Below are 23,092 nucleotides of genomic sequence, written 5' to 3'. Positions count from 1 at the left end.
ATTCGTAGCTTTAGCGTACAAGCTGAACCGAAACCACGTGGTTATCGGGTACAGTTTCTCCCCGTCAACATGCGAGTACGTAGCCTCTCCAAAGTAGCCCTAAGTGTGTGCATCACCGGGCTAACCATTAGTGTTGCCGCCTGTCAGCAAAATTCTCCCTCGGGTAAAAAGAAGGCGGGTAAGGCCACTGCCATGGCCACCGATACGGCCTCTTTCCCCGCCGCTCCCGATTTTGACCGCGCCGGCTCCGACGCCAAAGCCCTGGCCCTGGCCGACAAGGTAATGCGCCAGATGGGTGGCTACCCGGCCTGGCAGCAAACCCGCCTCGTGGGCTGGGACTTTCTGGACGGCTCTTATCAGCTCTGGGACAAGCACACCGGCGACTTTCGGTGGCAAAAGGACAGCACCGTGGCCGTGTATAACATCAACACCAAGCAGGGGCAGGCCTACCGCAGCGGCAAAGACATCTCGGCTACCCCCGACGGGCAAAAGCTACTCAGCCGGATGTATCCTATTTGGGTAAACAACTCGTGGTGGCTGGTAATGCCTTTCAAGCTGAAAGACTCTGGCGTAACGCTCACTTACAAAGGCACCGGCACTATGATGGATGGCAAGCCCGCCGAAGTGCTGAACATGACCTTCAAGAACGTGGGCGTGACACCCGACAACAAGTATGAAGTGCTCATCAACCCCGCTACTAACCTGGTAGAGGAGTGGGCTTACTTCCCGAAAGCCACTGATGCGCAGCCCGCCTTCCGCCGCCGCTGGGCCGACTACCGCCGCTACGGCCGCATTATGCTGGCCACTGACCGCACCGATGGCAAAGATGGCCGCAAACTCGACCACGTATACGCCTCGGATACAGTGCCGGCGGGCGTCATGACCAGCAAAACCCCCATCACCAAACTCTAAGTTGCCCACGTTGTAATAATAAAGCACGCCATGCGGAGCCCATAGCTCCACATGGCGTGCTTTATTACTATGGCATAGTAAGTAGTGGCCTAACACCTCACGCTGATGCGAGCGGCCTTGTTGCCTTAGCACGAAGGGCTACTGAAGCTGTTCTAGGCCACTTATTTTTTAAACTCCCAGGTTAGTAGCTCAATGGGAGCTGCGCGCAAGGAAGCGGCCAGCTCGTTGTCGTCCTTGAATTGCAGCTGGCTTAGCACGGAAGCTTCTACGCTCACAGTGAAGTGGGGCTCCCGGAAGGGCCAGGGCTGTACGGTAGCGGCCCCGCCGGCTTCTGGCACTACCACATCATAGCGCTGCTTGTCTGAGCCGGTGTAAATTTCTAGGCTGCGCCCCATTTCAGGCAGCTCCTGCCGGCACAGAATCAGACTGAGCCGGTCGCACCAGTGCAGTAGGTCGTAGTAGCGCTGGGCTTCCTTGCGCGACAGGTGGAGCTCTTTCAGCCACTGTTTTTGCTTGGCTTGCTGCTCATCCAAGAAAGCATCGGTCTGCTTGTTTTGGCCGCGCAGGCTTTCGTAGAGCGTACTCAGGTGCAGGCTGGTGAGCAAACTGCGCCACCGCCCCTGGAAGCGCGCCGCGTGCATTACGCCGGTGGCCTGCTCCAGCGAGAATTCCTTCATGGTGAAGTTAGCTGGGGCTCCTGCCGGCGTGAGGCCGTAGTGGCCCGTCCACTCGGGCTGCTCATCGTCGTGCTGGGCAATGGCGGCCAGCAGGCCTACCCACTTATCTGACTCACCGAAGGGCTGCCAGTGCCAGGCTAGTTGCGTGGCCAGCAGGCCGTGCGCTTGTTGGTAGATAATCTGCCAGCCGGCGGGGGTATGATTGACGATCATAAGGTGCGCAGTATCGGGTTCCTGCACAGGAACGTAGAGAAAACGCAGATGTTTGCGAGACGAAGCGCAAAAAAGCCTCGCCGGTTTGGGCGAGGCTTTTCATTTAGGCAACGTTTAGGTGGTCTAGGCCACTGGCGCGGCGGCCATGTGCCGTAGCAGTTGGTCGGCCCAGTAAGCGGGAAGTTCTATTCTGACGTCCCCAACCTGAAATATCCCAGGCGTATATTCCGTTTCGCTGAAACTTGAAATCTGGAAGGAAGTCGGCGTTTGTAATGCTGCTATGTCAGCATACGGAATCCGAACTACTAAACCCGATATGTCCATGTTCTGAAGCACCCAATGTTGGGTCTCAAACCTGAACTTAAGCCCGTTGTCATACTTGACTGCCCCTATTGTACCCGACATCCATTCGGTTGGACGAATTATTTGTGCCGTTCCGTATTGCTGGTGTAACTGTGTCCAGCCCGGTTGAAATGGGTTATGCAACTGCAAGCCGCCTCGACGTGCGAGAGTACGGAAGATAAACCGAAACAACAGGAATATCAAGCCGAGCCATACTCCGTCCCAGATAAGTGACAGTAAGGTGCCTACAATGCTTAGCAACAGTAACACACTCTATTAACTCAACACTATAGCCTCTTTCAAGTGCAGCAGCATGTCGTCGGTCATCTTATCCAAGGTGAACTGTGGCTGCCAGCCCCAGTCCTGGCGAGCCTTGGAGTCGTCAATGCTGGCGGGCCAGGAGTTGGCAATCTGCTGGCGCGAGTCAGGCTGATACGTAACCCGGAAATCGGGGTAGTGGCGCTGGATGCTGCGCGTAATTTCTTCCGGCGAGAAGCTCATGGCGCCCAGGTTGTAACTGCTGCGCACCTGAATGTTGTCGGCGGGGGCGTGCATTAGGTCCAGGGTGGCTTTCAGGGCATCGGGCATGTACATCATGGGCAAGTAGGTGTCCTGCTCCAGGAAGCACTCGTAGGCCTGTCCGGCCACGGCCTTGTGATAGATATCTACGGCGTAGTCGGTGGTGCCGCCGCCGGGCAGGCTCTTGTAGCCGATAAGGCCAGGGTAGCGCAGGCTGCGCACATCCAAGCCGTGCTTGCGGAAATACCACTCGCACCACTGCTCACCGGCCAGCTTGCTGATGCCATACACCGTATTCGGGTTCATGACGGTGAGCTGAGGCGTATTCTCGCGGGGCGTATCGGGGCCGAACACGGCAATGCTGCTCGGCCAGTACACCTGCTGCACACCCAGATCCACGGCCGCATCCAGCACATGAAACAGGCCGTCCATGTTCAGCTGCCACCCAAACTTGGGGTTCTTCTCGGCCGTGGCCGAGAGCAGCGCCGCCAGGTGGTACACTTGCTTGGGCTTGTACTGGCGCATCACTTCCTCCAGCCGAGGCTTATCCAGTACGTCCAGCAGCTCAAACGGGCCAGCTTCCTGGGCGTCGGCGTTTTGAGGCGCCCGCACGTCGGCGGCTACTACGTTGGAGGCGCCATAGATCTGGCGAAGCTCATGGGTAAGTTCCAGGCCAAGTTGGCCGCCGGCTCCGATTACCAGAATGGTGTCGCTGGGGGTGGATTGCATGCTGCTGAAGTAGGGGAAGTGGGTGGATGGGGGCTACAAAGATAACGGGGTGAAATGGTTTGGCGCGGAGATTCTCCCGTGGGCCATCATCTCTACCAAACGGAACTGCTATAGGCATACAACCTCTTCCGGCCTGTCGGTATCTAGCCTCTACAGCCATGGGTCACTTTCTGTATCTGCTCACCTGTTTTGCCCGCCTCCTATGCCCGATCTGCCCCCGATCCGTTGCCTGCTAGGCCTGTGGCTGCTCCTGTACCTGCCCGCTGCTGGGTATGGGCAGGCACCCGCGCCCATCTACCGGAACCTGGTGATGGAGGGTGGCGGCATCCGGGGTATAGCCTACGGCGGGGCGCTGGCCGAGCTGGAGAAACAGGGGGTGCTCACTGGCCTACGCCGCGTGGGCGGCACCTCGGCCGGCGCTATTCAGGCGGCGCTGCTGGCGGTAGGATACTCTCCCCAGGAAATAGTGGAGGTAGTTAATCACACCCCTATTCAGCGGCTGAATGATGGGCGCCTGATGTTTTTTTGGGGCGGCACCCGCCTTGTGAAGCAATACGGCTGGTACCGCGGCAACGAGCTGGCCCGCTACCTCAACCAGCTGGCAGCCCGCAAAACGCAGCGCCCCAATCTTACGCTAGGCCAGTTGCATACTCTCGCTCAACAGGAGCCCTCCCGCTACCGTGACCTGTATACCACTGGCACCAACCTCACCACTCAACGCACCCAGATTTTCAGCTACGAAACTCATCCCGACCTGCGCGTAGCCGATGCCGTGCGCATCAGCATGAGCATTCCGCTATACTTTCGGGCCGTTTTGCTCGATAGCCAGGGCCACATTGTGCAGCGCCCCGCGAAAGGGCAGGCCGTAGAGGTGCTGGTTGACGGAGGCCTGTTGGCTAACTACCCCATCTGGCTGTTTGATGAGGCGCGGTACGTACCAGTTGGGAGTGTAGCCACAGAAGCACCCGCCACCGGCCCGCTCTTTAACCCCGAAACACTGGGCCTGCGCCTCGACCGGCCCGCTCAGCTCGCTCTCGATACCTTGCCCAACGGCCGTCAGCAACTCGCGCCTTACCAGGTCCGCGACTTTGGCTCGTATGTGGGAGCTCTCTACACGGTAGCCATTGAGAACCTCAACCCTACCCAACCCCGCGACTGGGAGCGGACCGTCAGTATCAGTACCCGCGGCTTTAATCCCAAGATCAAGCGCTTATCCGATACCCAGAAGCAAGACTTGATGGACAGCGGCCGGGAAGGGGTGCAGGCGTTTTTCAGAAGGGAGTAAACGCAGGCCAGGATGCCGCATGACGGGCTAGGGCCATGTGGCCTAGTCTCAACACCTAGAAATTATACGACAAGCCGCCCGAAACACCCGTTGACTGGCCTACGTTGCGGCCGGCTACATAAGTGCTGACGCCCACGGAGGCACCCAGGCCTTTGGTAAGCGGGCGGAACAGGTTCACCCCCACGCGCACAAAATCTACCCGAGTGGCTGTGAAGTTGCCATCAAAGCCCGGCTGCAGAATATCGGTACCGCTTTTGGCTGATTTCTGGAAGGAGGCCAGGGCTTCGGCGTAGAGCTTAGTACTGGCAACGCCTACCTTGGTCTCGGCTAGAAAAGCGTTGGGCACGAGGCCGCTGCGTAAGCTATAGCCGGCCTGCCCCGTTGCAAACACCCCCGAGGCCGTTTTCACGTGTACCACGCCCAGCGTAGTAACCTTGGTGGCGCGGTTGCCGATGGCAATAATATAGTCTAGGCCAGTATTCGATTTGTAGCCGCTGAACGGAGTGCTCACGGCCACTACTCCCAGCAGGTCAACGAGGTAGTTGCCAATGGTACCAGAGTACGACTTGAACTTCAGCACGCCGGTGATATCCTGAAAATCCTGACGAGTATTCCGGAAGCCCAGGTCCTGCACTACCTGCTCATCGGCCCGGCCTTCTGACTTGATGTAGGGTAAGCTCAGAATGGCATCAATCTTATCCGTCAGGCCATAGCTGGCGTAGAGGTTTACCGAGGTCACGTAGACTTGGCGGTAGAGGGGCACCATATCTACTTTTTCGGGTACCAGATACACCTGCTTGTAGTGCTCGGCGGTGGTAGAAACGGCCACAGAGCCGTGGTGCTTTCCCGACATGAAACCGCTCACCAGACTTTGGGCGGAAGCAGAAGCCCCGGCGGCTACAAGTAAGCCGGCCGTCAGACCAAAAAAGGAGGAAACGTGTTTCATAAAAAAAGGGGCGCAAATGGTGTGTTAGTGCAGTAAATGTTGCCGGAGAAAGGAGCCTGTTTCTAGGCCTCTCTGTGAATCGTCGCATTTACGCGGCCAACGCGACATTCGGATTGGTAGACGATAAATCCAATTCGAAAAGCACTCCGTTAATTGCGTATCAGTTTAAAACGACTGCGCAAGTCTCTTACTACCACACCTTCTGCTTTGCTTTTTTCATGAAACACGCCTTCTCGTTAGTGCTTATTGGTTTGGCCTTAAGCTCCACAGTAGTCACCAGCTGCACTCCTGAGGAAGTAACTCCTTCTATTGCCAATATTGCCGTAGCTGGTCAAGAGTTTAGCGTGCTGGAAGATGCTGCTATTCGTGGGGGCGTGGCCATTACCCTCACCAATAAAGCCAAGAGCGGAGCCGAATACACGGTTTTTGCGCCTACTAACGCCGCCTTCGCCCGCCTGGGCCTGAATAGCGCCTTAGATCTGCTGACGCTACAAAAGTCCTTCCTCACTACTACCCTCCTGTATCACACGGCCGCTGGCCGCCTAGAAGGCAGCACCCTCAAAGTTGGGAGCAGCACTGCTTCGCTGGCCGGGCCTAGCCGCCGCATCATTGGCCGCAACGGCAAGCTGTATGTGAACGGCTCCCTCATTTTGGCTCAAGACGTGAAAGCCGCTAACGGAATGGTACATCCCATTGATAAAGTGCTGTTAGCTACCGGAGTAGATATAGTACAATCGGCGCTGGCGCTCAAGAACGGTCAGGTATTTATAAAACCCGAACTAACTTTTCTGGTAGAAGCCCTAGTGTACTGCAACCTCACTGAGGCCCTTACTGCCAAGCCCGGCAGCCCTGCCTTCACAGTGTTTGCGCCCACCGATGCAGCGTTCAAAGACCTGGGCCGTAAGCTTGGAGTAGCCCTTGAGCAGCCCAGTGATATTCGTAAGCTGCCCCAGGCTACTGTTACGGCAGTGCTGCTAAACCACGTGGCCAGCAACGGCGGCACCTTCACCCCCGAGTTTGAGGACAACACCAGCCTAAAGACATTGGGGGGAGAAGTAAAGCTAGGGGCTTTTGCTGGGGGAGTAGTACCGGTGCAAGGCCAGGGCAACACCACGCCTGCAGCCATGGTTATTCCCGACGTGCAATGCACCAACGGGGTAGTGCACGTTATAGACCAGGTGTTGCTGCCCTAGGTTAATTGTCAGAGACTGGCCTAGTTCTGAGCGCATGAGTAGAAGTTCTTCCCGCAGGGTAGAAATTATACTTTACCTTTGTCTCCGAATTCTGTCTCTGGCTTTTACCCACCTGTTTTCTATAATTTATGTCGTTTTTTCGTTCTGCTTTGCTGGGCGGCTGGCTGATGCTGGCTGCCATGATGCAGGCTCACGCTGGATCTGGGGCCGCGCCAGTAGAACAGAGTGCCCTATATGGCACCGAGGAAGTAACTTTTCCGAATGCAATTGATAAGCTGCAGCTGGCTGGTACGCTAACCGTTCCGCAAGGTACCGGCCCATTCCCCGCAGTTGTACTTATCTCTGATATGGGTGCACAGAACCGCGACGGTAACGTGCGCGGTTTTCAGCCACTGCGGCTACTGGCTGAGCACTTAAGTGAGCAGGGCATTGCGGTGCTGCGGTTTGATGACCGGGGCGTAGGGAAGTCAGAGGGCGACAATAATGCCACTACTACCCTCGACCGCGTGAAGGATGTGCAAGCTGCTATGCTTTACCTTCGTACACGGCCCGAAATCTCCGCCGCGCGCGTTGGCCTGATTGGCCATGGTGAAGGGGGCAACGTGGGCCTGCTGGCCGCGGCCCAGCCAATGTCTCCGGCATACGTAGTAACGCTGGCGGCCTCAGGGCAGCTAGGGCGTGAGCTCCTGACGCAGCAGCAGGCCGCTCAGCGTATGCTTTCCTCCGCTGATACATCTCAAACCCTGGGGAAACGCCGCCTGCTGGCTCAGCAGGCGCTTGAGCAGCAAGTAGCTAGTATGCGGGCCTCGGGTGCCAATGCCGCTCAGGTAGAAACTGCTCTGGCTAAGTACCAGCTAAACCAAAAAACGGAAGCCCAGAATGCCTTGGCTAAAGCCTTAGCGCGCGAGCATGCCATGTTGGAAATTGTGCGCCAGAACCCCGATAACGCCCAGGTGCAGGCTATTTTAGCTAATATGATGCGCCAGGATAATGACCAGCTCGATCCAGGGCAGGCCCGGGCCCTGGCCGCCCGCCGGACCACTGCCTGGTACCGCAACTATCTGAACTTCGATCCGCAGCAGTACCTGAGCAATGTAAAATGCCCCGTGCTCTTGCTGCAGGGTCTCGACGATGAAGAGGTAGCTCCTGCCAACCTCACGCTGCTAGAGAAAGGGCTGAAAGCCAACCACGCAGTTACGGTGCAGAAGTTTGAAGGCGTAAACCACTTGTTTCAGGCGCCCGAAGCACACTGGCCCGTAGTGGAAAACACGCCTCAACCCATTTTTTCCTACATCGCGCTGTCTACTATCCGCGAGTGGGTGCGGCAGCGGTAAGCCGGCTGCGCGGCTGAACCAGGGTGCTACCCGTGCCTGGGAGAGGAGCCTCCGGAAACTCTGCCGCGCCATAAGTAGTTTAACCCGCAAAAAAGAACGGACTTTATCCCAACAGGATAAAGTCCGTTCTTTTTTGCGGGATGCCGTACTTTTACTTTCCCATCCCACTCACGCGTTTACTACTTTACCACCTCACCTCTATGTACGCCACCCTCCAGCCCGATCTTGAGCAGCAGCTCCAGGAAATTAAGGAAGCCGGTCTTTATAAAAAGGAGCGCATCATTACCTCGCCCCAGGGCGCGGAAATTGAAACCACCGAGGCCGGTGAGGTGCTGAACTTCTGCGCCAACAACTACCTAGGCCTCTCCTCGCACCCCGAGGTGGTAAAAGCTGCCAAAGAAGCCATTGATACTCACGGTTATGGCATGTCGTCGGTGCGCTTCATCTGCGGCACCCAGGATATTCACAAAGAGCTGGAAGCTAAGCTGGCCGAGTTCCTAGGCACCGAGGATACTATTCTGTACGCGGCAGCCTTCGACGCCAACGGCGGCGTGTTTGAGCCCTTGTTCAGTGAGCAGGACGCTATTATTAGTGATGCGCTTAACCACGCTTCCATCATTGATGGCGTGCGCCTCTGCAAAGCCCAGCGCTACCGCTACGCCCACAACGACATGGCCGATCTGGAAAAGCAGCTCCAGGATGCCCAGGCCAAAGGCACACGCCACCGCATCATCGTCACCGATGGCTCGTTTTCCATGGACGGCACCATCGCGCAGCTTGACAAAATCTGTGACCTGGCCGATAAGTACCAAGCTTTGGTAATGATTGATGAGTGCCACTCCATGGGCTTCCTGGGCAAGACCGGCCGCGGTACCCACGAGTACCGCAACGTACTGGGCCGGGTGGATATCATCACCGGCACGCTGGGCAAAGCCCTGGGCGGCGCTATGGGTGGTTTCACCTCGGGCCGCAAGGAAATCATTGACATGCTGCGTCAGCGCAGCCGCCCGTATCTGTTCTCCAACACGCTGGCCCCGGCCATTGTGGGCGCCAGCCTGCGGGTGCTGGAGCTGCTCACGGAAAGTACCGAGCTGCGCGACCGGTTGGAGGAAAATACTAAGTACTTCCGCGAGAAAATGACCGCCGCCGGCTTCGACATCAAGCCCGGTGAGCACCCCATTGTGCCGGTAATGCTCTACGATGCCAAGCTGGCCCAGGAGTTTGCCGCCAAAATGCTCGACAAAGGCATCTATGTAGTAGGGTTCTACTACCCCGTGGTGCCCAAAGGCCAGGCCCGCATCCGGGTGCAGCTCTCCGCCGCCCACACCCGCGAGCACCTCGACAAGGCCATCAACGCCTTTATCGAAGTAGGCCGCGAGCTAGGCACGCTCAAAGACCGCAGCGCCCAACAGCCCGAAGCTGGCCAGGTGGTAATAAACACCCCATGAGGCAATAAAAAGTGGCCTAGAACACATAAGCTCCAACTATAAAAAGCGCGTCATCCTTCGTCAGGATGACGCGCTTTTTGCAGTTATAAAATGATAGGTTGTACCTATTACGCTGCTACTTCCGCTGCCGTAGAACCCGTTGAGGCGGTCGGCTTGGGGGCTACGTCGAAGAGGAACTCGTTGAGGCGGGCGCGTAGGTCGGCGGAGGCCAGGTTGCGGAAGACTTCGCCGCCGCGCACCAGCGAAATCTGGCCGGTTTCTTCGCTTACTACCAGTACAATGGCATCCGTTACTTCGGTGAGGCCGATGGCGGCGCGGTGGCGCAGGCCCATGGAAGCGGGCACATCGGGGTTTTCGCTGACGGGCAAAATGCAGCGGGCGGCTTGAATGCGGCCGCGGGTGATGATAACGGCGCCGTCGTGGAGGGGGCTGGTTTTGTTGAAGATGCTCATGAGCAGGCGCTTGCTCACGGTGGCATCAATCAGGTCGCCGGAGTCGGCGAAGAACTTCAGGTCGGAGGCCATGGCGAAGGCGATAAGCGCCCCAGTTTGCTTGCCCGCCAAGCTCTTAGCGGCTTCCACGAATGGGGTGATGTTCATGCGCTCCGAAGCCGCCTCGCGCCGCCACGGAAATACCCGAACTCGGTCCAGAGCCGTGGCCTTACCGATGGTGAGCAGAAACCGCCTGATTTCCTGCTGAAACAGGATAATGCCCGCTAGCACCCCCACGCTCATGAACTGGCCTAGAATGCTGGTCAGCAACTCCATACCGGTGGCTTTCACCACCAGATAGAGCAGGTAAATAGACATGAAGCCCAGGAAAATCTTCAGCGCCACGCTTCCCGTCAGCAGCTTGTAGAGCTGATAAAACAGCACCGTGACCAGCAGCACGTCGATGACGTCTACCCAGCCAATGCGCAGGAAGCCGACGGTGAAGGAGCCAATCACGGGGAGAAGGGGGGGTAAGTGTTGGAGACGAGCTGCACAGTTTGCACAGCCTCCGCTACATCATGTACGCGCAAAATACGCGCCCCGTTGACCAGCGCCAGTGTATTGACGGCAATGGTGCCCGCCAGTGCGGCATCAGCCGAGAGACCTAGCGGCTTGTATACCATGCTTTTTCTTGATAGCCCCGCCAGCACCGGCAGGCCTAATACCTGCAGCTCCTGCAGGCGGCGTAGCAGCTCGTGGCCCTGTTGGGGCGTTTTGGCAAACCCGAAGCCGGGGTCCAGCACCACATCGGTTACGCCATGGCGCCGCAGCTCCGTCAGCTTGTCGCGGAAGTAGCGCACCAGCTCCAGAACCAAGTCATCGTCGTAGTGCGTGAGCTGGGTCATGGTTTGGGGCGTGCCCCGCATGTGCATCAGAATGTAGGGCACCTGCAGGCGGCCCACGGTGGGCAGCAGCTCCGCGTCGAGCTGGCCGCCACTGATATCGTTAAGAATGTCGGCGCCGGCGGCTACGGCTTCTTCGGCTACACTGGCCCGGAAGGTATCCACGGAGATAAACGCCTCAGGGAAGGCACGGCGCACGGCGGCCACGGCGGGCAGCAGGCGGCGCTTCTCCTCGTCAACAGAGATGTCTTCGGCGCCGGGTCGCGAGGAGTAGCCGCCCAAATCAAGGATGGCCGCCCCCTGGCCTAGCATCTGCTCGGCGCGGCGTAGCAGCTCCTCTTCAGCCCCAATCCGGTTGCCGGCAAAGAACGAATCGGGGGTCAGGTTGAGGATGCCCATCACCTGCGGACGGCGCAAATCCAGCACGCGCCCGCCAGGGCAACGCAAGGTTTGCCTGGGGGAAAAACACGTATCTTGCGGGGCCTGGAGCATGGTTTCTATGCAAATTGAAGCTGTTCTCTCTGTCATCCTGAGCCTTCTCTGCCTGAAGCGGCGATGCCGGATCTTCCCATCTAGGAACGGCTACCGTAGCAACGACTCGGGCTGACCAGATTGGATGCGTCCGGTGTCAGGAGGAGGCAGAAAAATAGTAAATGCCGTTTCCCAACAAATTAGGCTGAAAAACTTGGAGAATCAAACCCAGCACGAGTACGACCGGGTAATCGAGCAGTGCCGCCGGCTGTTTCTGGCCAAAACCCACGACTACGGCACGGCGTGGCGCATCCTGCGGCTGCCCTCCGTTACCGACCAGATTTACATTAAGGCTCAGCGCATCCGTAGCATTCAGGAGAAGGGCACCCAGTTGGTGGCCGATGGGGTAGAGGAGGAGTTCGTGGCCATTATCAACTACTGCATCATTGCCCTCATGCAGCTAGGCCTGCCCCCCGACGCTCCCCTTGAGCTGGAGCCCGAAGCGGTAGCGCAAGCATATGACGCGCAGGTAGAGGAAAACCGCCGCTTGCTGTTCGCCAAAAACCACGATTATGGCGAAGCGTGGCGGCAGATGCGCGTGGAGAGCATCACGGATATCATTCTGATGAAGCTGCACCGCACCAAGCAAATTGAGGACCTGCACGGCCTCACGCGCGTGTCGGAAGGCGTGGACGCCAACTACCGCGACATGCTTAACTACGCCGTATTTGTCTTGATTAAGAAGGGATTCGCGGAGGTGAAAGCCTAGTGGCCTAGCGCACGCCGAGGTATAAATATTTGTCTTCCTCAAGGCGGCAACTCACCTTGCCTCGTAACAAGGCGTGTCGTGTGGGTGGGCGGCAGTTCTGCGCTGCACAGAAGCTACCCAGCCGGATGCCGTTACCTTTATGGAATCAAGCCGTTAAGCTCCTCAAGAAGTACGTTCTATATGAAACAGATTACCCGTATTTGCTGGCTACTGCTGGGGGTTGTATTTATCTTCTCGGGGCTGGTAAAGCTGAATGACCCGGTAGGAACCGCCCTCAAGCTGGAAGAATATTTTGAGGTGTTCAGCAAAGACATTGGCTCGTTCTTCCACGTCTTTATTCCGCACTCCCGCACCCTGAGCATTATACTTAGCTCCCTGGAAGTGGTGCTGGGGGTGGCCCTGCTGCTGCGCTGGATGCTGCGCCAGGTGCTCTGGACGCTGCTAGGCCTGTTGGTTTTCTTCGGCTTCCTTACCTTTTACTCCGCCTACTTCAATAAAGTGACGGACTGCGGCTGCTTCGGCGACTTTATCAAGCTCACCCCCTGGACCTCCTTCACCAAGGACTTGTTCCTGCTGATGTTGTGGGCTGTGGTGTTCCTCAATCAGCGCTATTTGCGCCGGGTGTTTGCGAAGGGCACGCTGGGGGTCATGTACATTACCATTGCCTCGGCAGTAGCCATTGGTATTGGCGTGCGGGCCCTAGGTCACCTGCCGTACTTTGATTTCCTGCCTTACAAGGTAGGTAACGACATTGGCAAGCTCATGAAGCCCCAGGAGCCGGCCAAGTACCAGTACGTGATGGAGCGCAACGGCGAAACCAAGACGTTCTCAGAGTACCCCACTGACTCAACCTGGAAGTACAAGAGCATGGAAGTGCTGAACCCCCTCACGTCTAAGCCCGTCATTACAGACTTCTCGGTATTTGATGATGAAGGCACGGACCACACCCAGGAGGTACTGCAGGGTAATAAGCTGGTGCTGATAGTGCAGGATGTGACTTCCGCCGACCGTGACCGGTTCAAAGACATCAACAAGTTGCTGGAGTCGGCGGCCAAGTCGAAGAAGCCTCTTACCCCGCTGGTAATTACCAGCAGCAGCCCCGCCGCCTTCGACTCTTACCGCCACGATGTAAACTTGGCGGCACCCTACTACTTCGCCGATGCCACCGTACTCAAGTCAATGATTCGCTCTAACCCCGGGCTGATCTTGCTGCAAAATGGCGTAGTGAAAGGTAAATACCACTACCACGATATTCCCGCGCTGGGAGATTTGGAAGAGAAGCTGTGAGCCGGATACTAGGGTTTGTGCTGCGCCGCCTTTGGCAGGGGGCATTGGTACTGGTGGGGGTGGCCCTCACGGTCTTCTTCCTGTTCAACGTGCTGCCCGGCGACCCGGTAGCCCTGCTGGCCGGTCAGCGCTCCGACGCCGCCACCCGCGCTGCCATTGCCGCCGACCTCGGTCTCGATCAGCCCCTGCCCGCGCAGTTGGCTGGCTACCTCAACGATGTGTCGCCGCTAGGCCTGCACCCCCGCGACTCGGCAGGTGTGGCTAAGTATGGCGGCGTTACGCTGCTGCCGCTGGGCCAGAAAGCGCTAGTACTCAAAACGCCTTACCTGCGCCGGTCTTTCCAAAGCAATAAAGAGGTGCTCAGCATTTTGCTTGATCACTTTACCGGTACGCTCTGGCTGGCCTTGGCGGCTATGTTTATTGCGGCTGTACTAGGCATTGCGCTAGGTATTGTGGCCGCCCTGAAGCCTCATTCCTGGCTTGATCGGCTGCTGGTATCTACCTCAGTACTGGGTATTTCGGTACCTTCTTTCGTGGCGGGCATCCTCATTGCCATCACCTTCGGGTTCTACTGGAGTTCCTGGACTGGCCTCAATCTCACGGGCCAACTCTACGAAACCGATCCGTTTACCGGGCGCCACTTAGTGCTGCGCAATCTGCTGCTGCCGGCCTTTGCGCTGGGCATTAGGCCGCTGGCGGTTATTGTGCAGCTCACCCGCTCCTCGATGCTTGATGTAATGAGCCAAGACTACATCCGGACGGCGCGGGCCAAGGGCCTATCGGGCTACCGCACAGTGGTAGGCCATGCTTTGAAGAACGCCCTGAATCCGGTAATTACGGCGGTGTCGGGGTGGCTGGCTTCGCTGATGGCGGGCGCGTTCTTTATTGAATATATCTTCAACTGGAAGGGCCTAGGCACCGTTACCCTGCGCGCCGTGGAGAACCTCGATTTCCCCGTGGTGATGGGCGCTACTATCTTTATTGCCGCCCTCTTTGTGCTGGTGAACATTGTGGTAGACGTGCTATACGCCTTTATTGACCCCCGCGTGAAGCTGGGATAAATTAGGGGATGAAGTAATGAGGTGAAGGGTGATGAGGTAACAGGTTAGCAGAAGCAAAAAGACCTGTGAGGCGCCGCCTAGCGGTGCGTGAACCGCTCAGCATGAATACCCCACCCTGCTACGAACCTCTAAGCCTGTCACCTCCTCACCTGTTACCTCATTGCTTATCACCTCCTCACCCTTTCACCAATGCGCCTTTACCTGATTGGCATGCCCGGCGCGGGTAAAACTACTCTGGGCCGGGGCCTGGCAACGGCTTACGAAGTGCCGTTCCGCGACTTGGATCAGGAAATTGTTCGCCGCGAGCAGCGTAGCATTCCGGATATTTTCTTGCAGGATGGAGAGGCCTACTTCCGGGAGCGGGAGGCCGCCGTGCTGCGCGACCTGGTTGCTGAGTTGCCCAACTTGGTGCTAGCAACCGGGGGCGGTACTCCCTGCTTCCATCAGAACCTGGAATTGCTCCTCGAAACTGGCCTGGCCTTATACCTGGCGGTGCCCATTCCGGAGCTGGTGCGGCGGGTGCAACAGCAGGCCGCAAGCCGCCCGTTGTTGGCGGCGCTACCCGATGCAACAGCCCTAGAAACACGATTAACTGAAACCTTGGCCGCCCGCCAACAGTTCTACGACCGCGCGCCGCTTCGTTGCGCGGCCTCAGCCTGCTCGGTAGAGGCTGTGCAGCAGTTAATAGAGCGTTTCAACGCCGCCGTCTAGTTCTTCTAGGGTTCTGGACCGGCGTTTGCGCAAGCATGACTATTTTTGCGTACTCATCATTTCTGCCTTGGTATGAACTCCACTTCCGAAGCTTCTGAACCTGAAGTAAAAGTAACACCGGTTAAAACGCCTGATGCCATCAAGCCCAAGCACAAGGGCTCGGCGCAGCTGTTTAAAAACCCAGTGTTGGAGCGGTTGTCTCACACGCATATTGCGCTGCCGACTTCTATCTTTATAATTACTGCCTTCGTGAGCTTGTATTATGGCATCACGCGAGGTTTTATAACGGGTATTTCGGCGTTTGGCTTGTTTCTGTTGGGCTGGTTTATGTTCACGTTTGTGGAGTATGTAATGCACCGCTACCTGTACCATATTCCGGCTACTTCGCCCGGCCGTATCAAGTTTCAGTACACCATGCACGGCGTGCACCACGAGTTTCCCAAGGACAAGACACGCCTGGCCATGCCACCCATTGTCACGGTATTTGTAGCTTCGCTGCTGTTCTTCATTTTCCGGTTCACATTTGGTAACGCTGTATTCGGTATTCTGGCGGGCTTTGTATTCGGGTACGCGCTGTATCTGTTTGTGCACTATGCCATTCACGTGTACGCGCCACCAAAGAACTTTTTGAAAGTGTGGTGGACGCACCACGCCCAGCACCATTACCGCCAAGATGAAATTGCCTTCGGCGTATCCAGCACCCTCTGGGACCACATCATCGGTACCATGCCTAATAAGGCTAAATAGCGTAGGCCTCTCGGCACAAAAAAGCCCCCTCAACCGAGGGGGCTTTTTTTGTGCCTAAAACAAAGGGAATTACCGGCGCCGGAGCTTGCTCACAATAAACCAAAGGAGCAGCACAATCAGGAATATACCAATGATGCCCGTCCAGGCACCGGCCTTGAAAATGGTGCCGATAGCGTCGCAGCTGCTCAGTGAAAAGGTAAGTAGGACCAGCAGGGTAGCAGTGAAGAAAAACGGGAGCGACTTCATAGTGGAGGAGAGAGAAACGGTGGCTGATTAATACTAAGCACTGGTTGGTGTGTACTGTCTAAACTCCCAAAAAGTTGACTTACTGCTATAAGCCCAGTTGTGCTACACTCACGTGCAGGCTTTGCTGTTCACCAAAAAGAGATAAATCCTCTTGCTAGGCCACCCACAACAAGCACTCCGTGCAGAAAAGAGGGTAATGTATCGCCGAAAAGTAGTCAGATATCAATGTCGGTTCGAGGAGGTACAATTTTGGGATATGTATTATTCTTATTTTGGTTAAATATGTTAATACATGGATTTTTGACTTTTTATTGATTTAGCACTTATATATAGGACTTTTTTATCCAAATAATACTAATTTTAACATGTAAAAATATAAATATTTAAAGTATAATGATATTTTGTATAATGAATATAACTTTATACATAAGATTAAACATATCTTTGTTGCGCCCGTAATTCTCAATCTGACACGATGGGAATATTCGGATTCTCACGCTCTTCCTCCACTATTCACCTATTTGTATGCCCTCACTCTTTACTCGCATCTGTGCTTTAACAATGGGTCTGTTTGGCCTACTCAATGTAGCCCAGGCCCAGTATGTATTTAAAAGCACTCCCGACGCAAGCATCGGCTCTAAAGGATTAGCACCTTATGAGCAGAACTTTGACGCATTAAGTGGCACGAACGCGCAGTTTGTTAACAATCAGACGTTGCGGGGTGTGTATGCCACCTTTACGCTTAACAGCTACCCCAATTACGAAATCCCCAGCAACTATAGCGGCAAAACCATACCAGCCGATAACGGCTCAAAAGGCGCTAGTCTGAATTCTGCAGGCCAGCCTAATGGTGCGGGGTGGTACCATTTTGGTTCTAACACAATTAATCCCACTGACCGGGCACTAGGCGGTATTGCTGCTACTACTACTGATAAAGGGGTTGGCTATCTAGGTATTCGGTTGCGGAACAACTCCGGGGTTCTGATTAAGAACCTGGACATCAGCTATGCCATGGAGCAATGGTACAACTCGGGCAAGCTGGATAAGGCCGAAGTGAAAGTGGCCTTCCGCAAACTTACGGCTAACGACAATGGTAGTCTGATTGCCGGCGAATGGAAAGACATCTCAGAGTTAGCCGTAAAAGCGCCTTCAACGGAGGCTACTATCACAAACAGTGATGGTAATTCTTCTACCAACCGTCGGGTAAAACGGGCCAAGCTATTCGGTGATAAAACGGATAAGTTTGGTGCTGGCCTAGCAGATGGTGAGGATATTATGATTCGTTGGTCGTACATATTTGATACGGACACCAACGGCAATGGCCTGAGCCTAGACGACGTTGTTATTTCGCCGGAGACCAAGATTTTCTATTCCAAAGAAAAAGGTAGCCTCTCTGACCTGGCTACCTGGGGAATTAACGCGGATGGAACGGGCACTGCACCCACCAGCTTCACCTCCGACAATACCACATACTATGTGCGAGGCAATGCGTTGTTAATCGACCGCTTGCCTACCGGTGCTACGCTGCAAATTACAGGCAGCAATTCACGGTTGGTAGTAGGCACCCCAGACAAAGAAGCCGCGCTGTATGTGTCAACCAACGACAATATAAAGGCCATAGTAAACGTAGAGAAGAAGTCTACTCTTCAAATAGAGAATAATAACAGTGCCATTACGCTTGGGTCGTTAGATAACGAAAGCTTGGTGGAATATATAACTCCAAACGGTGGAGCCACGCAGTACATTAAGGGTGGCCACTATGGGAAAATCAAGTTTACTAGAGGCGGAGATAAGGTGCTGGCTGGCTCAGTGATTGTAAGCAATAAAGCCGAGTTTGATGACCATTTCTTTGTGCCACTGCGCCTGCAGGAGTTTGACTTCACACTTCTTAAAGAAGCGGAGTTGCAGATGGACAAAGTAAAGGCGCTGTTTGTGACAGATGGTAAGGGTGGACTGCGGCAGACCGTAGATAGCAAAGGGCATGAGGTGACATTCCAGGTGGCAGCTACGGCCGATCAGAATGACCAAACCCGGGTGATTCTCTCACAAGATGCCCCCAACTCAGAGGATACGTATAAAGTACGCGTCATAAACGGCGCCTACGCTAGCTACGATGCCAATGAGGTTCCCTATAATCCAATTAGTAAAGGGGTGGTAACCAAAACTTGGTTCATCAGCGAAGAAGTTGTCGGCGGGTCTGATATTGCAGTGCAGACCTTCTGGAACAAGAAGGACGAAGCTCCTGGCTTTGATGTAGCAAAGGCCTACGTGGATCACTATTCCAAAAGCAAAAACTCATGGGACAACAAGAAGGATAGCAACGATGAGGATGTTGTTTTAGAGCCAAAAGCCAAGAAGAAAAAAGGGGTAAAAAACTTCTCCCCGTTTGGAGTTACCTCGGCTACTCCCGTTCCTCTGCCTGTACAATTAGTGCGGTTTGATGCTCAGCGCAAAGGCACAGCAGTAGTATGTAATTGGGCCACAGCAGTGGAATTAAACAATGCCTATTTCGAGGTAGAGCGCAAGCTAGAAGGACAGACCAGCTTCCGAAGCATTGGCCGGGTGATTGGGGCTGGTACCAGCAGCCAAGGTCGAACCTATACCTTCTCAGATGAACAGCCATCAGTCGGAGTAGCTTATTATCGCCTACGGCAGGTAGACACCGATGGTACTCTTGCCTTCTCCCCAGTAGTAATGGTGGCCAGCAACAGTAAAGCCGCTGTAGTATCGGTGGTGCCTAACCCGAGTGCTGGGCGTTTTGAGTTGCTGACTAATTTAGCCCAGCCTACTCGTCTTCAGGGAAGCATATTTAATGCAATGGGCCGGCAAATAATAGCACTGGATAAATCAGTAACGGCGGGTCCATCTTCTACTCAACTGGACTTGAGCAACCAGCCAGCCGGAATCTATATTCTTCAACTCCGTACTCCACAGGCCCTCACTACTATCCGCATGGTGAAGCAATAGTAGTACAGCCTTACTTAAACAGCAAGGACCGATCTTACTAAGATCGGTCCTTGCTGTTTAAGTAAGGCTGTAACATACTGTGAAGATCAAGCTCATAAATATTGAGCTGGTCTAGCTAAGCCGGACAGAGTTGGGACTTTGGTTGAAGGTAGGTTTCGAAGTGGCCCGTGACCCCGAGGTGCTCACAGAGTCGGTTGGCCAAAGTGCTGCTCCAATACCTGCTGCATCGCCTCCCGGGTCAGCGGTTTTTGCAAAAAATCGGCCACAGACAAGTTTTCCAGGCGCGTCAGGTCGCGGTCCAGCCGCGATGTAGTCAGCATCACCACTACGGCCGTGTCAGTTGCCTTTGGTCGCAGCGCCAGAGCTTCGAGAAACTCGAAGCCATTCATCACGGGCATGTTCACATCCAGCAAAATCAAGGCCGGACACCGGGTCGGCTCCGCCCCGCATTCTTCTAGCACTGCCAGCGCTTCCAGGCCGTTGCCGGCCACCAGCACTTCCTGGCTGACCTGCATCCGGCGCAGCAGCCGCTGGTTGATAAAGTTGGTCGTAGAGTCGTCATCAACTAATAAAATAGCGGGCAGCAAAGACATAATAACGAACGTAAGTTGGGCAGGTGCCTAGGCAAAAGCAAGGCCCTAAATACCTAATACGGTTCGCGGGGAAAATAGACGCGAAACGTGGACCCTTTGCCTACCCGGCTTGCTACTTCAATGCGCCCGCCGGCGTTTTCCATGATTTTGCGCACCATATACAAGCCCACGCCGGAGCCCTCCACGTGGTCATGCAGTCGCTGAAACAGCCCAAACAGCTTAGCCTGCTGCCCCGCGTCCAGCCCCAGGCCGTTGTCCTGCACTTCCAGCACGTGGTAGGCATCGGCCGGGTAGCTTCGCAGCCACACGTGCGGCGCGCGGTCGGGGTGGCGGTATTTAAGGGCGTTGCTGAGCAGATTGTACACTATCGAGCGCAGGTTTTTGGGCGAGAACAACAGCGTGGGCGCCTGCGCCAAATCCACGTCCAGCCGGGCCGCAGTGGCCTGCAACTGCGCCAGCAAATCCAGCCGCACATCTTCCACCACGGCAGCCAGGTCCACGGCGTCGGCGGGCTGCAGGTGCACTTTCTGCAGCTTGGTTAGGTCCGTCAGGTGGTCGATGGTGCGCTTGAATCGCTCTACCGCGCCCTGCATCAAATCTAACAGGGGCGGCACCTCGGCGGCGGCCGTCGCTGGCGCGGCCAGCTCTTCACGCAGCGCCGTCAGCAGGCCCTCGATGTTGCTGATAGGCGCTTTGAGGTCGTGCGAGGCCGAATAAATAAAGTTGTCCAGGTCCGCGTTAGCGCGTTGCAGGGCTTGCACGTCAGCCTGCGCCTGTTGCTGCGCCAGCACCGTGGCCGTGGTGTCGTTTAGCATCACCAAGTGGTACTCGCCTGCCACGGGCGTGTCAATGGCCGTTACCGACACTTCCAGGTACAACGTGCCCGCCGGCCAGGGCACGGCAAACAGCTGCTTGGGCACCCCTAGGTAGCCGTCGTGCAAAAATGCTTCCAGCGCGGGGCGTACGGCCGCCGGAAACAGCTGGCTGAGGACCGTGCCGAGCACCTGCGTTTCGGGGCGGCCAAATAGCTCCAGCGCATAGCGGTTGATGCTGGCAACCGTGCCGGTCCCGGACACCAGCACCGCCCCCATCGGGGCCTCTTCCAGCACCTTGGTTGAAAAGTCGGCCCGCACCTTGGCCACAACCTGCGGCTCAAACTGCAGACCCGAGAGCGAGATACTTTTGAGCTTGGCAAAGCTACGGCGCTGCATCGTGCGCTGCACGGCGTCTTCCACTATGGGCACCAGCCGCGCGCCCACCGCCACCGATGCGCTCTGCACGGTGGGCCCCACAAACGGCGAAAACAGCAGCGCCTGCTTCAGCTTCTCGTGCAAGCTGGCCTCGGCCAGCAGCAGCACCGACAGGAGCTTGTCCACCGCATACGCTTCCTGTGCCACGCGAATGGGCGTTTCTATTGCCGGGCCAATCAGCAGCAGGTCGTATTGTCGTAGCAGCGGCCCGTCGCCCGCCGACTGCCCGGGCGCCAGCGGCTCCAGCATTGCGTCGGCCAGTTGCTGGTGCAGCAGCGCCAGGGTATCGTCACGCAGGCCCGCGTACAGGATGCGTCCTGCCGGCATTACTCTTCCAGTAGGGGTTGGCCCAGCAGGGCCCGGCCCAGCCACGTGTACAGAATGTCGGTGGTAGGCGCCATCACATGCGCGGCACGCGAGTCGCGCAACAGCACTTCCAGCCGCGAACTTTGCCCATAGGAACTTCCCCCCATCAGGGTCATGGCCTCGTTTACCACCTCCACGCAGCAATGCCCCATTTCCGCCTTGGCCGAGAGGATGGGCAGCACCGCTCCCGGGTCACCGGCATCGCCTAGGCGGGTGGCGTGGTAGAGCAGCTGGCGCGTGCGCTCGATGTTCGACCACATCATGCCCAGCCGGTGCTGCAGCAGCCCATTCTGGCTCAGCGTGGCCCCGCTGTGGCGGTAGGCGCGCTCCACCAGGTACTGCCGCGCCTCGTTGAACGCCGCCTGTGCAATGCCCAGGTAAGTGCCGGCCATCGCTGTCAGAAAATACGGTGCCACCACCTGAAAAATGTACCAGAGCTGGTCGCCGTGCTCCCCCAGCAAGTACTGCGCCGGCACCGGCACGTCCTTGAGCAGCAACGAGCGCGACGAATTGCCGCGCATGCCGATGCCCTTCCACTCCGGGCCCCACTCCAGCCCCGCAGTGTTATTAGGCACTACCAGGCAGGAAAATCCGTCGCGGGCCGCCTCGGGGTCCACGCCTACTGTCGACAGCACGTAGGAATCGGCGCGCCCGCCGTTGGTCACGAAGCTTTTGCTGCCGTTCACCAGGTATTCGTCTTCCGACAACGCCAGCAGCTGCGTCTGCGGAAAATAAAAATGCGCGCCCGTGCCCGGCTCGCTCAAGGCCAGCGTGGTCAGATGCTCGCCGGCCGCAATGGGCCGCAAAAACTCCTGTTGCTGCCGCGGCGTGGCCTTCGAGCCGATAACGGCCGTGCCCACACAGTGCATGCCGTAGCACAGTGCCGCCGAGGCCGACACCTCGCCCAGCAGCTCGCAGGCCCGCGAAAGGGCAAACAAGCCCTGCCCGTGCCCACCGAACTCCGGGGTCACTACCAGCCCGCCCAGCCCGGCGTGTTGCAGCGCCCGAATGCTGTGTTCGGGCCATTGCCCTTGGCCATCAATACTCGGGGCTTCTTCGGTTACGGTAGTGGCCGCAATGTGCCCGACAGTGGCAAGCAGGTGTTCCAGGGGCATTGCAGGGGGAATGGGAGTGTGAGGACTATACGGGCCCGGGAAGGAAAAAGCTAGCGCGGCCCGATGCTTTTGCTGCCAAGAGCTGTTCTCGAACGCAATCCTTGCACTAAAAGTAATTAATTGAAACGGAAAGCAGCAGGCTTCTGGCAAATCAAGGGAATGTGATGCATGGTGGCGCTTGAGCCTTCCGCTGTGCCGTCTTAACGCGGCGACTCAGCATTATATCACTCGCCCAGAATCTTCCGCCACGCATCGAGTACCGGCGCCGCCAGTAGCCGGGCGTTGTCCTTGGCATACCGGTCCGTCACGTCCTCATCGGCGTGCCCCAGCACTAGCTTCGCCAGCGCCTTGGTGCCGTTGCTCACCTGCTTGAGCAGCGCGCCGGCTGTATGCCGCGCCGTGTGGGTGCTGATGACCTGCCAGATGGGTCGCCAGTTGCACACCATCTTGCCACCCATAATCAGCCGGTCGTCACACTCGTGCACTAGGCCCGCACTCTTGGCAATTTCCTTAATCCAGTCGCCGCATCGCTCCCCACTCCAATGGGTGGCAGCGGTACCGCCGCGTTGTTGCCCGTC

21 protein-coding genes are annotated in these 23,092 nt (G+C 56.6%); 11 read left to right on the top strand and 10 right to left on the bottom strand.

Features of this window, described 5'->3' with window-relative positions; translation table 11 throughout:
* The first annotated feature begins 69 nt into the window (after positions 1–69).
* Complete coding sequence (locus tag HMJ29_RS05805; protein WP_171590585.1) at positions 70–912, top strand: hypothetical protein; 843 nt, start codon at positions 70–72, stop codon at positions 910–912.
* Between the two features lie 161 nt (positions 913–1,073).
* Here the strand turns inward: HMJ29_RS05805 and HMJ29_RS05800 are convergent, their stop codons facing one another.
* Both HMJ29_RS05800 and HMJ29_RS05795 read right to left on the bottom strand, forming a co-directional pair.
* Entirely contained in the window at positions 1,074–1,802 is a 729-nt protein-coding gene (locus tag HMJ29_RS05800) for a DUF3891 family protein (RefSeq protein WP_171590584.1), read from the bottom strand.
* A gap of 618 nt (positions 1,803–2,420) precedes the next feature.
* Positions 2,421–3,392, bottom strand: coding sequence for an NAD-dependent epimerase/dehydratase family protein (locus HMJ29_RS05795; RefSeq protein ID WP_171590583.1), 972 nt, complete (start codon positions 3,390–3,392; stop codon positions 2,421–2,423).
* A gap of 202 nt (positions 3,393–3,594) precedes the next feature.
* On the opposite strand from HMJ29_RS05795, the gene HMJ29_RS05790 reads away from it, so the two are divergent.
* A complete protein-coding gene (locus HMJ29_RS05790) occupies positions 3,595–4,677 on the top strand; it encodes a patatin-like phospholipase family protein (RefSeq protein WP_171590582.1) in 1,083 nt (360 codons plus the stop codon).
* Between the two features lie 55 nt (positions 4,678–4,732).
* Here HMJ29_RS05790 and HMJ29_RS05785 read toward each other — a convergent pair whose 3' ends face one another.
* A complete protein-coding gene (locus HMJ29_RS05785; RefSeq protein ID WP_171590581.1) occupies positions 4,733–5,623 on the bottom strand; it encodes a hypothetical protein in 891 nt (296 codons plus the stop codon).
* A 218-nt stretch (positions 5,624–5,841) separates the two neighbouring features.
* Here HMJ29_RS05785 and HMJ29_RS05780 point away from each other — a divergent pair, with 218 nt between their 5' ends.
* The 3 genes from HMJ29_RS05780 (at position 5,842) to kbl (ending at position 9,598) form a co-directional block, all read left to right on the top strand.
* Positions 5,842–6,816, top strand: coding sequence for a fasciclin domain-containing protein (locus tag HMJ29_RS05780; RefSeq protein ID WP_171590580.1), 975 nt, complete (start codon positions 5,842–5,844; stop codon positions 6,814–6,816).
* A 128-nt stretch (positions 6,817–6,944) separates the two neighbouring features.
* Positions 6,945–8,150, top strand: a complete 1,206-nt coding sequence (locus HMJ29_RS05775; protein WP_171590579.1) for an alpha/beta hydrolase — start codon at positions 6,945–6,947, stop codon at positions 8,148–8,150.
* Between the two features lie 200 nt (positions 8,151–8,350).
* On the top strand, positions 8,351–9,598 hold the full coding sequence (kbl, locus tag HMJ29_RS05770) for a glycine C-acetyltransferase (RefSeq protein ID WP_171590578.1): 1,248 nt from the start codon (positions 8,351–8,353) through the stop codon (positions 9,596–9,598).
* Positions 9,599–9,705: 107 nt separating this feature from the next.
* Here the strand turns inward: kbl and cdaA are convergent, their stop codons facing one another.
* Positions 9,706–10,545 carry a diadenylate cyclase CdaA gene (gene cdaA / locus HMJ29_RS05765; protein ID WP_171590577.1) on the bottom strand — a complete coding sequence of 280 codons (840 nt, stop codon included), beginning with the start codon at positions 10,543–10,545 and terminating at the stop codon, positions 9,706–9,708.
* Positions 10,542–11,378: a dihydropteroate synthase gene (folP, locus tag HMJ29_RS05760; protein WP_317241006.1), complete on the bottom strand. Its 837-nt coding sequence runs from the start codon at positions 11,376–11,378 to the stop codon at positions 10,542–10,544. Before folP ends, cdaA begins: the two co-directional genes overlap by 4 nt.
* A gap of 238 nt (positions 11,379–11,616) precedes the next feature.
* Here folP and HMJ29_RS05755 point away from each other — a divergent pair, with 238 nt between their 5' ends.
* From HMJ29_RS05755 to HMJ29_RS05735, 5 genes are all read left to right on the top strand, one after another.
* Positions 11,617–12,171 carry a DUF1599 domain-containing protein gene (locus HMJ29_RS05755; RefSeq protein WP_171590575.1) on the top strand — a complete coding sequence of 185 codons (555 nt, stop codon included), beginning with the start codon at positions 11,617–11,619 and terminating at the stop codon, positions 12,169–12,171.
* Between the two features lie 180 nt (positions 12,172–12,351).
* Entirely contained in the window at positions 12,352–13,458 is a 1,107-nt protein-coding gene (locus HMJ29_RS05750) for a BT_3928 family protein (protein ID WP_171590574.1), read from the top strand.
* The gene (locus HMJ29_RS05745) at positions 13,455–14,519 is read left to right on the top strand and encodes an ABC transporter permease (protein WP_317241005.1); all 1,065 of its coding nucleotides are present in this window, start codon (positions 13,455–13,457) and stop codon (positions 14,517–14,519) included. The genes HMJ29_RS05750 and HMJ29_RS05745 overlap by 4 nt, the downstream gene beginning before the upstream one ends.
* 189 nt (positions 14,520–14,708) lie before the next feature.
* Positions 14,709–15,230: a shikimate kinase gene (locus tag HMJ29_RS05740; RefSeq protein ID WP_171590573.1), complete on the top strand. Its 522-nt coding sequence runs from the start codon at positions 14,709–14,711 to the stop codon at positions 15,228–15,230.
* Positions 15,231–15,302: 72 nt separating this feature from the next.
* Entirely contained in the window at positions 15,303–15,977 is a 675-nt protein-coding gene (locus HMJ29_RS05735; protein WP_171590572.1) for a sterol desaturase family protein, read from the top strand.
* Positions 15,978–16,046: 69 nt separating this feature from the next.
* Here HMJ29_RS05735 and HMJ29_RS05730 read toward each other — a convergent pair whose 3' ends face one another.
* Complete coding sequence (locus HMJ29_RS05730) at positions 16,047–16,223, bottom strand: hypothetical protein (protein WP_171590571.1); 177 nt, start codon at positions 16,221–16,223, stop codon at positions 16,047–16,049.
* Positions 16,224–16,748: 525 nt separating this feature from the next.
* Between HMJ29_RS05730 and HMJ29_RS05725 the strand changes: the two genes are divergently transcribed.
* Entirely contained in the window at positions 16,749–19,190 is a 2,442-nt protein-coding gene (locus HMJ29_RS05725) for a T9SS type A sorting domain-containing protein (protein WP_171590570.1), read from the top strand.
* A 182-nt stretch (positions 19,191–19,372) separates the two neighbouring features.
* Here the strand turns inward: HMJ29_RS05725 and HMJ29_RS05720 are convergent, their stop codons facing one another.
* The 4 genes from HMJ29_RS05720 to HMJ29_RS05705 all read right to left on the bottom strand — a co-directional run bounded on the left by HMJ29_RS05720 (position 19,373) and on the right by HMJ29_RS05705 (position 22,999).
* Positions 19,373–19,783: a response regulator gene (locus HMJ29_RS05720; RefSeq protein ID WP_171590569.1), complete on the bottom strand. Its 411-nt coding sequence runs from the start codon at positions 19,781–19,783 to the stop codon at positions 19,373–19,375.
* A 53-nt stretch (positions 19,784–19,836) separates the two neighbouring features.
* Complete coding sequence (locus tag HMJ29_RS05715) at positions 19,837–21,360, bottom strand: PAS domain-containing sensor histidine kinase (RefSeq protein WP_171590568.1); 1,524 nt, start codon at positions 21,358–21,360, stop codon at positions 19,837–19,839.
* A complete protein-coding gene (locus tag HMJ29_RS05710; RefSeq protein ID WP_171590567.1) occupies positions 21,360–22,514 on the bottom strand; it encodes an acyl-CoA dehydrogenase family protein in 1,155 nt (384 codons plus the stop codon). Before HMJ29_RS05710 ends, HMJ29_RS05715 begins: the two co-directional genes overlap by 1 nt.
* 224 nt (positions 22,515–22,738) lie before the next feature.
* The gene (locus HMJ29_RS05705; RefSeq protein WP_171590566.1) at positions 22,739–22,999 is read right to left on the bottom strand and encodes a site-specific integrase; all 261 of its coding nucleotides are present in this window, start codon (positions 22,997–22,999) and stop codon (positions 22,739–22,741) included.
* Positions 23,000–23,092 lie beyond the last annotated feature (93 nt).

The organism is Hymenobacter taeanensis (genome assembly GCF_013137895.1).
Lineage (GTDB): Bacteria > Bacteroidota > Bacteroidia > Cytophagales > Hymenobacteraceae > Hymenobacter > Hymenobacter taeanensis.
This window is presented reverse-complemented; position numbering and strand designations above follow the sequence as displayed.

What these genes read in the sequence shown, in the direction of transcription:
- HMJ29_RS05805 (WP_171590585.1), top strand. Translation starts at nt 70, where the DNA reads ATGCGAGTACGTAGCCTCTCCAAAGTAGCCCTAAGTGTGTGCATCACC.
- HMJ29_RS05800 (WP_171590584.1), bottom strand. Translation starts at nt 1,802, where the DNA reads ATGATCGTCAATCATACCCCCGCCGGCTGGCAGATTATCTACCAACAA.
- HMJ29_RS05795 (WP_171590583.1), bottom strand. Translation starts at nt 3,392, where the DNA reads ATGCAATCCACCCCCAGCGACACCATTCTGGTAATCGGAGCCGGCGGC.
- HMJ29_RS05790 (WP_171590582.1), top strand. Translation starts at nt 3,595, where the DNA reads ATGCCCGATCTGCCCCCGATCCGTTGCCTGCTAGGCCTGTGGCTGCTC.
- HMJ29_RS05785 (WP_171590581.1), bottom strand. Translation starts at nt 5,623, where the DNA reads ATGAAACACGTTTCCTCCTTTTTTGGTCTGACGGCCGGCTTACTTGTA.
- HMJ29_RS05780 (WP_171590580.1), top strand. Translation starts at nt 5,842, where the DNA reads ATGAAACACGCCTTCTCGTTAGTGCTTATTGGTTTGGCCTTAAGCTCC.
- HMJ29_RS05775 (WP_171590579.1), top strand. Translation starts at nt 6,945, where the DNA reads ATGTCGTTTTTTCGTTCTGCTTTGCTGGGCGGCTGGCTGATGCTGGCT.
- kbl (WP_171590578.1), top strand. Translation starts at nt 8,351, where the DNA reads ATGTACGCCACCCTCCAGCCCGATCTTGAGCAGCAGCTCCAGGAAATT.
- HMJ29_RS05750 (WP_171590574.1), top strand. Translation starts at nt 12,352, where the DNA reads ATGAAACAGATTACCCGTATTTGCTGGCTACTGCTGGGGGTTGTATTT.
- HMJ29_RS05740 (WP_171590573.1), top strand. Translation starts at nt 14,709, where the DNA reads ATGCGCCTTTACCTGATTGGCATGCCCGGCGCGGGTAAAACTACTCTG.
- HMJ29_RS05735 (WP_171590572.1), top strand. Translation starts at nt 15,303, where the DNA reads ATGAACTCCACTTCCGAAGCTTCTGAACCTGAAGTAAAAGTAACACCG.
- HMJ29_RS05730 (WP_171590571.1), bottom strand. Translation starts at nt 16,223, where the DNA reads ATGAAGTCGCTCCCGTTTTTCTTCACTGCTACCCTGCTGGTCCTACTT.
- HMJ29_RS05725 (WP_171590570.1), top strand. Translation starts at nt 16,749, where the DNA reads ATGCCCTCACTCTTTACTCGCATCTGTGCTTTAACAATGGGTCTGTTT.
- HMJ29_RS05720 (WP_171590569.1), bottom strand. Translation starts at nt 19,783, where the DNA reads ATGTCTTTGCTGCCCGCTATTTTATTAGTTGATGACGACTCTACGACC.
- HMJ29_RS05715 (WP_171590568.1), bottom strand. Translation starts at nt 21,360, where the DNA reads ATGCCGGCAGGACGCATCCTGTACGCGGGCCTGCGTGACGATACCCTG.
- HMJ29_RS05710 (WP_171590567.1), bottom strand. Translation starts at nt 22,514, where the DNA reads ATGCCCCTGGAACACCTGCTTGCCACTGTCGGGCACATTGCGGCCACT.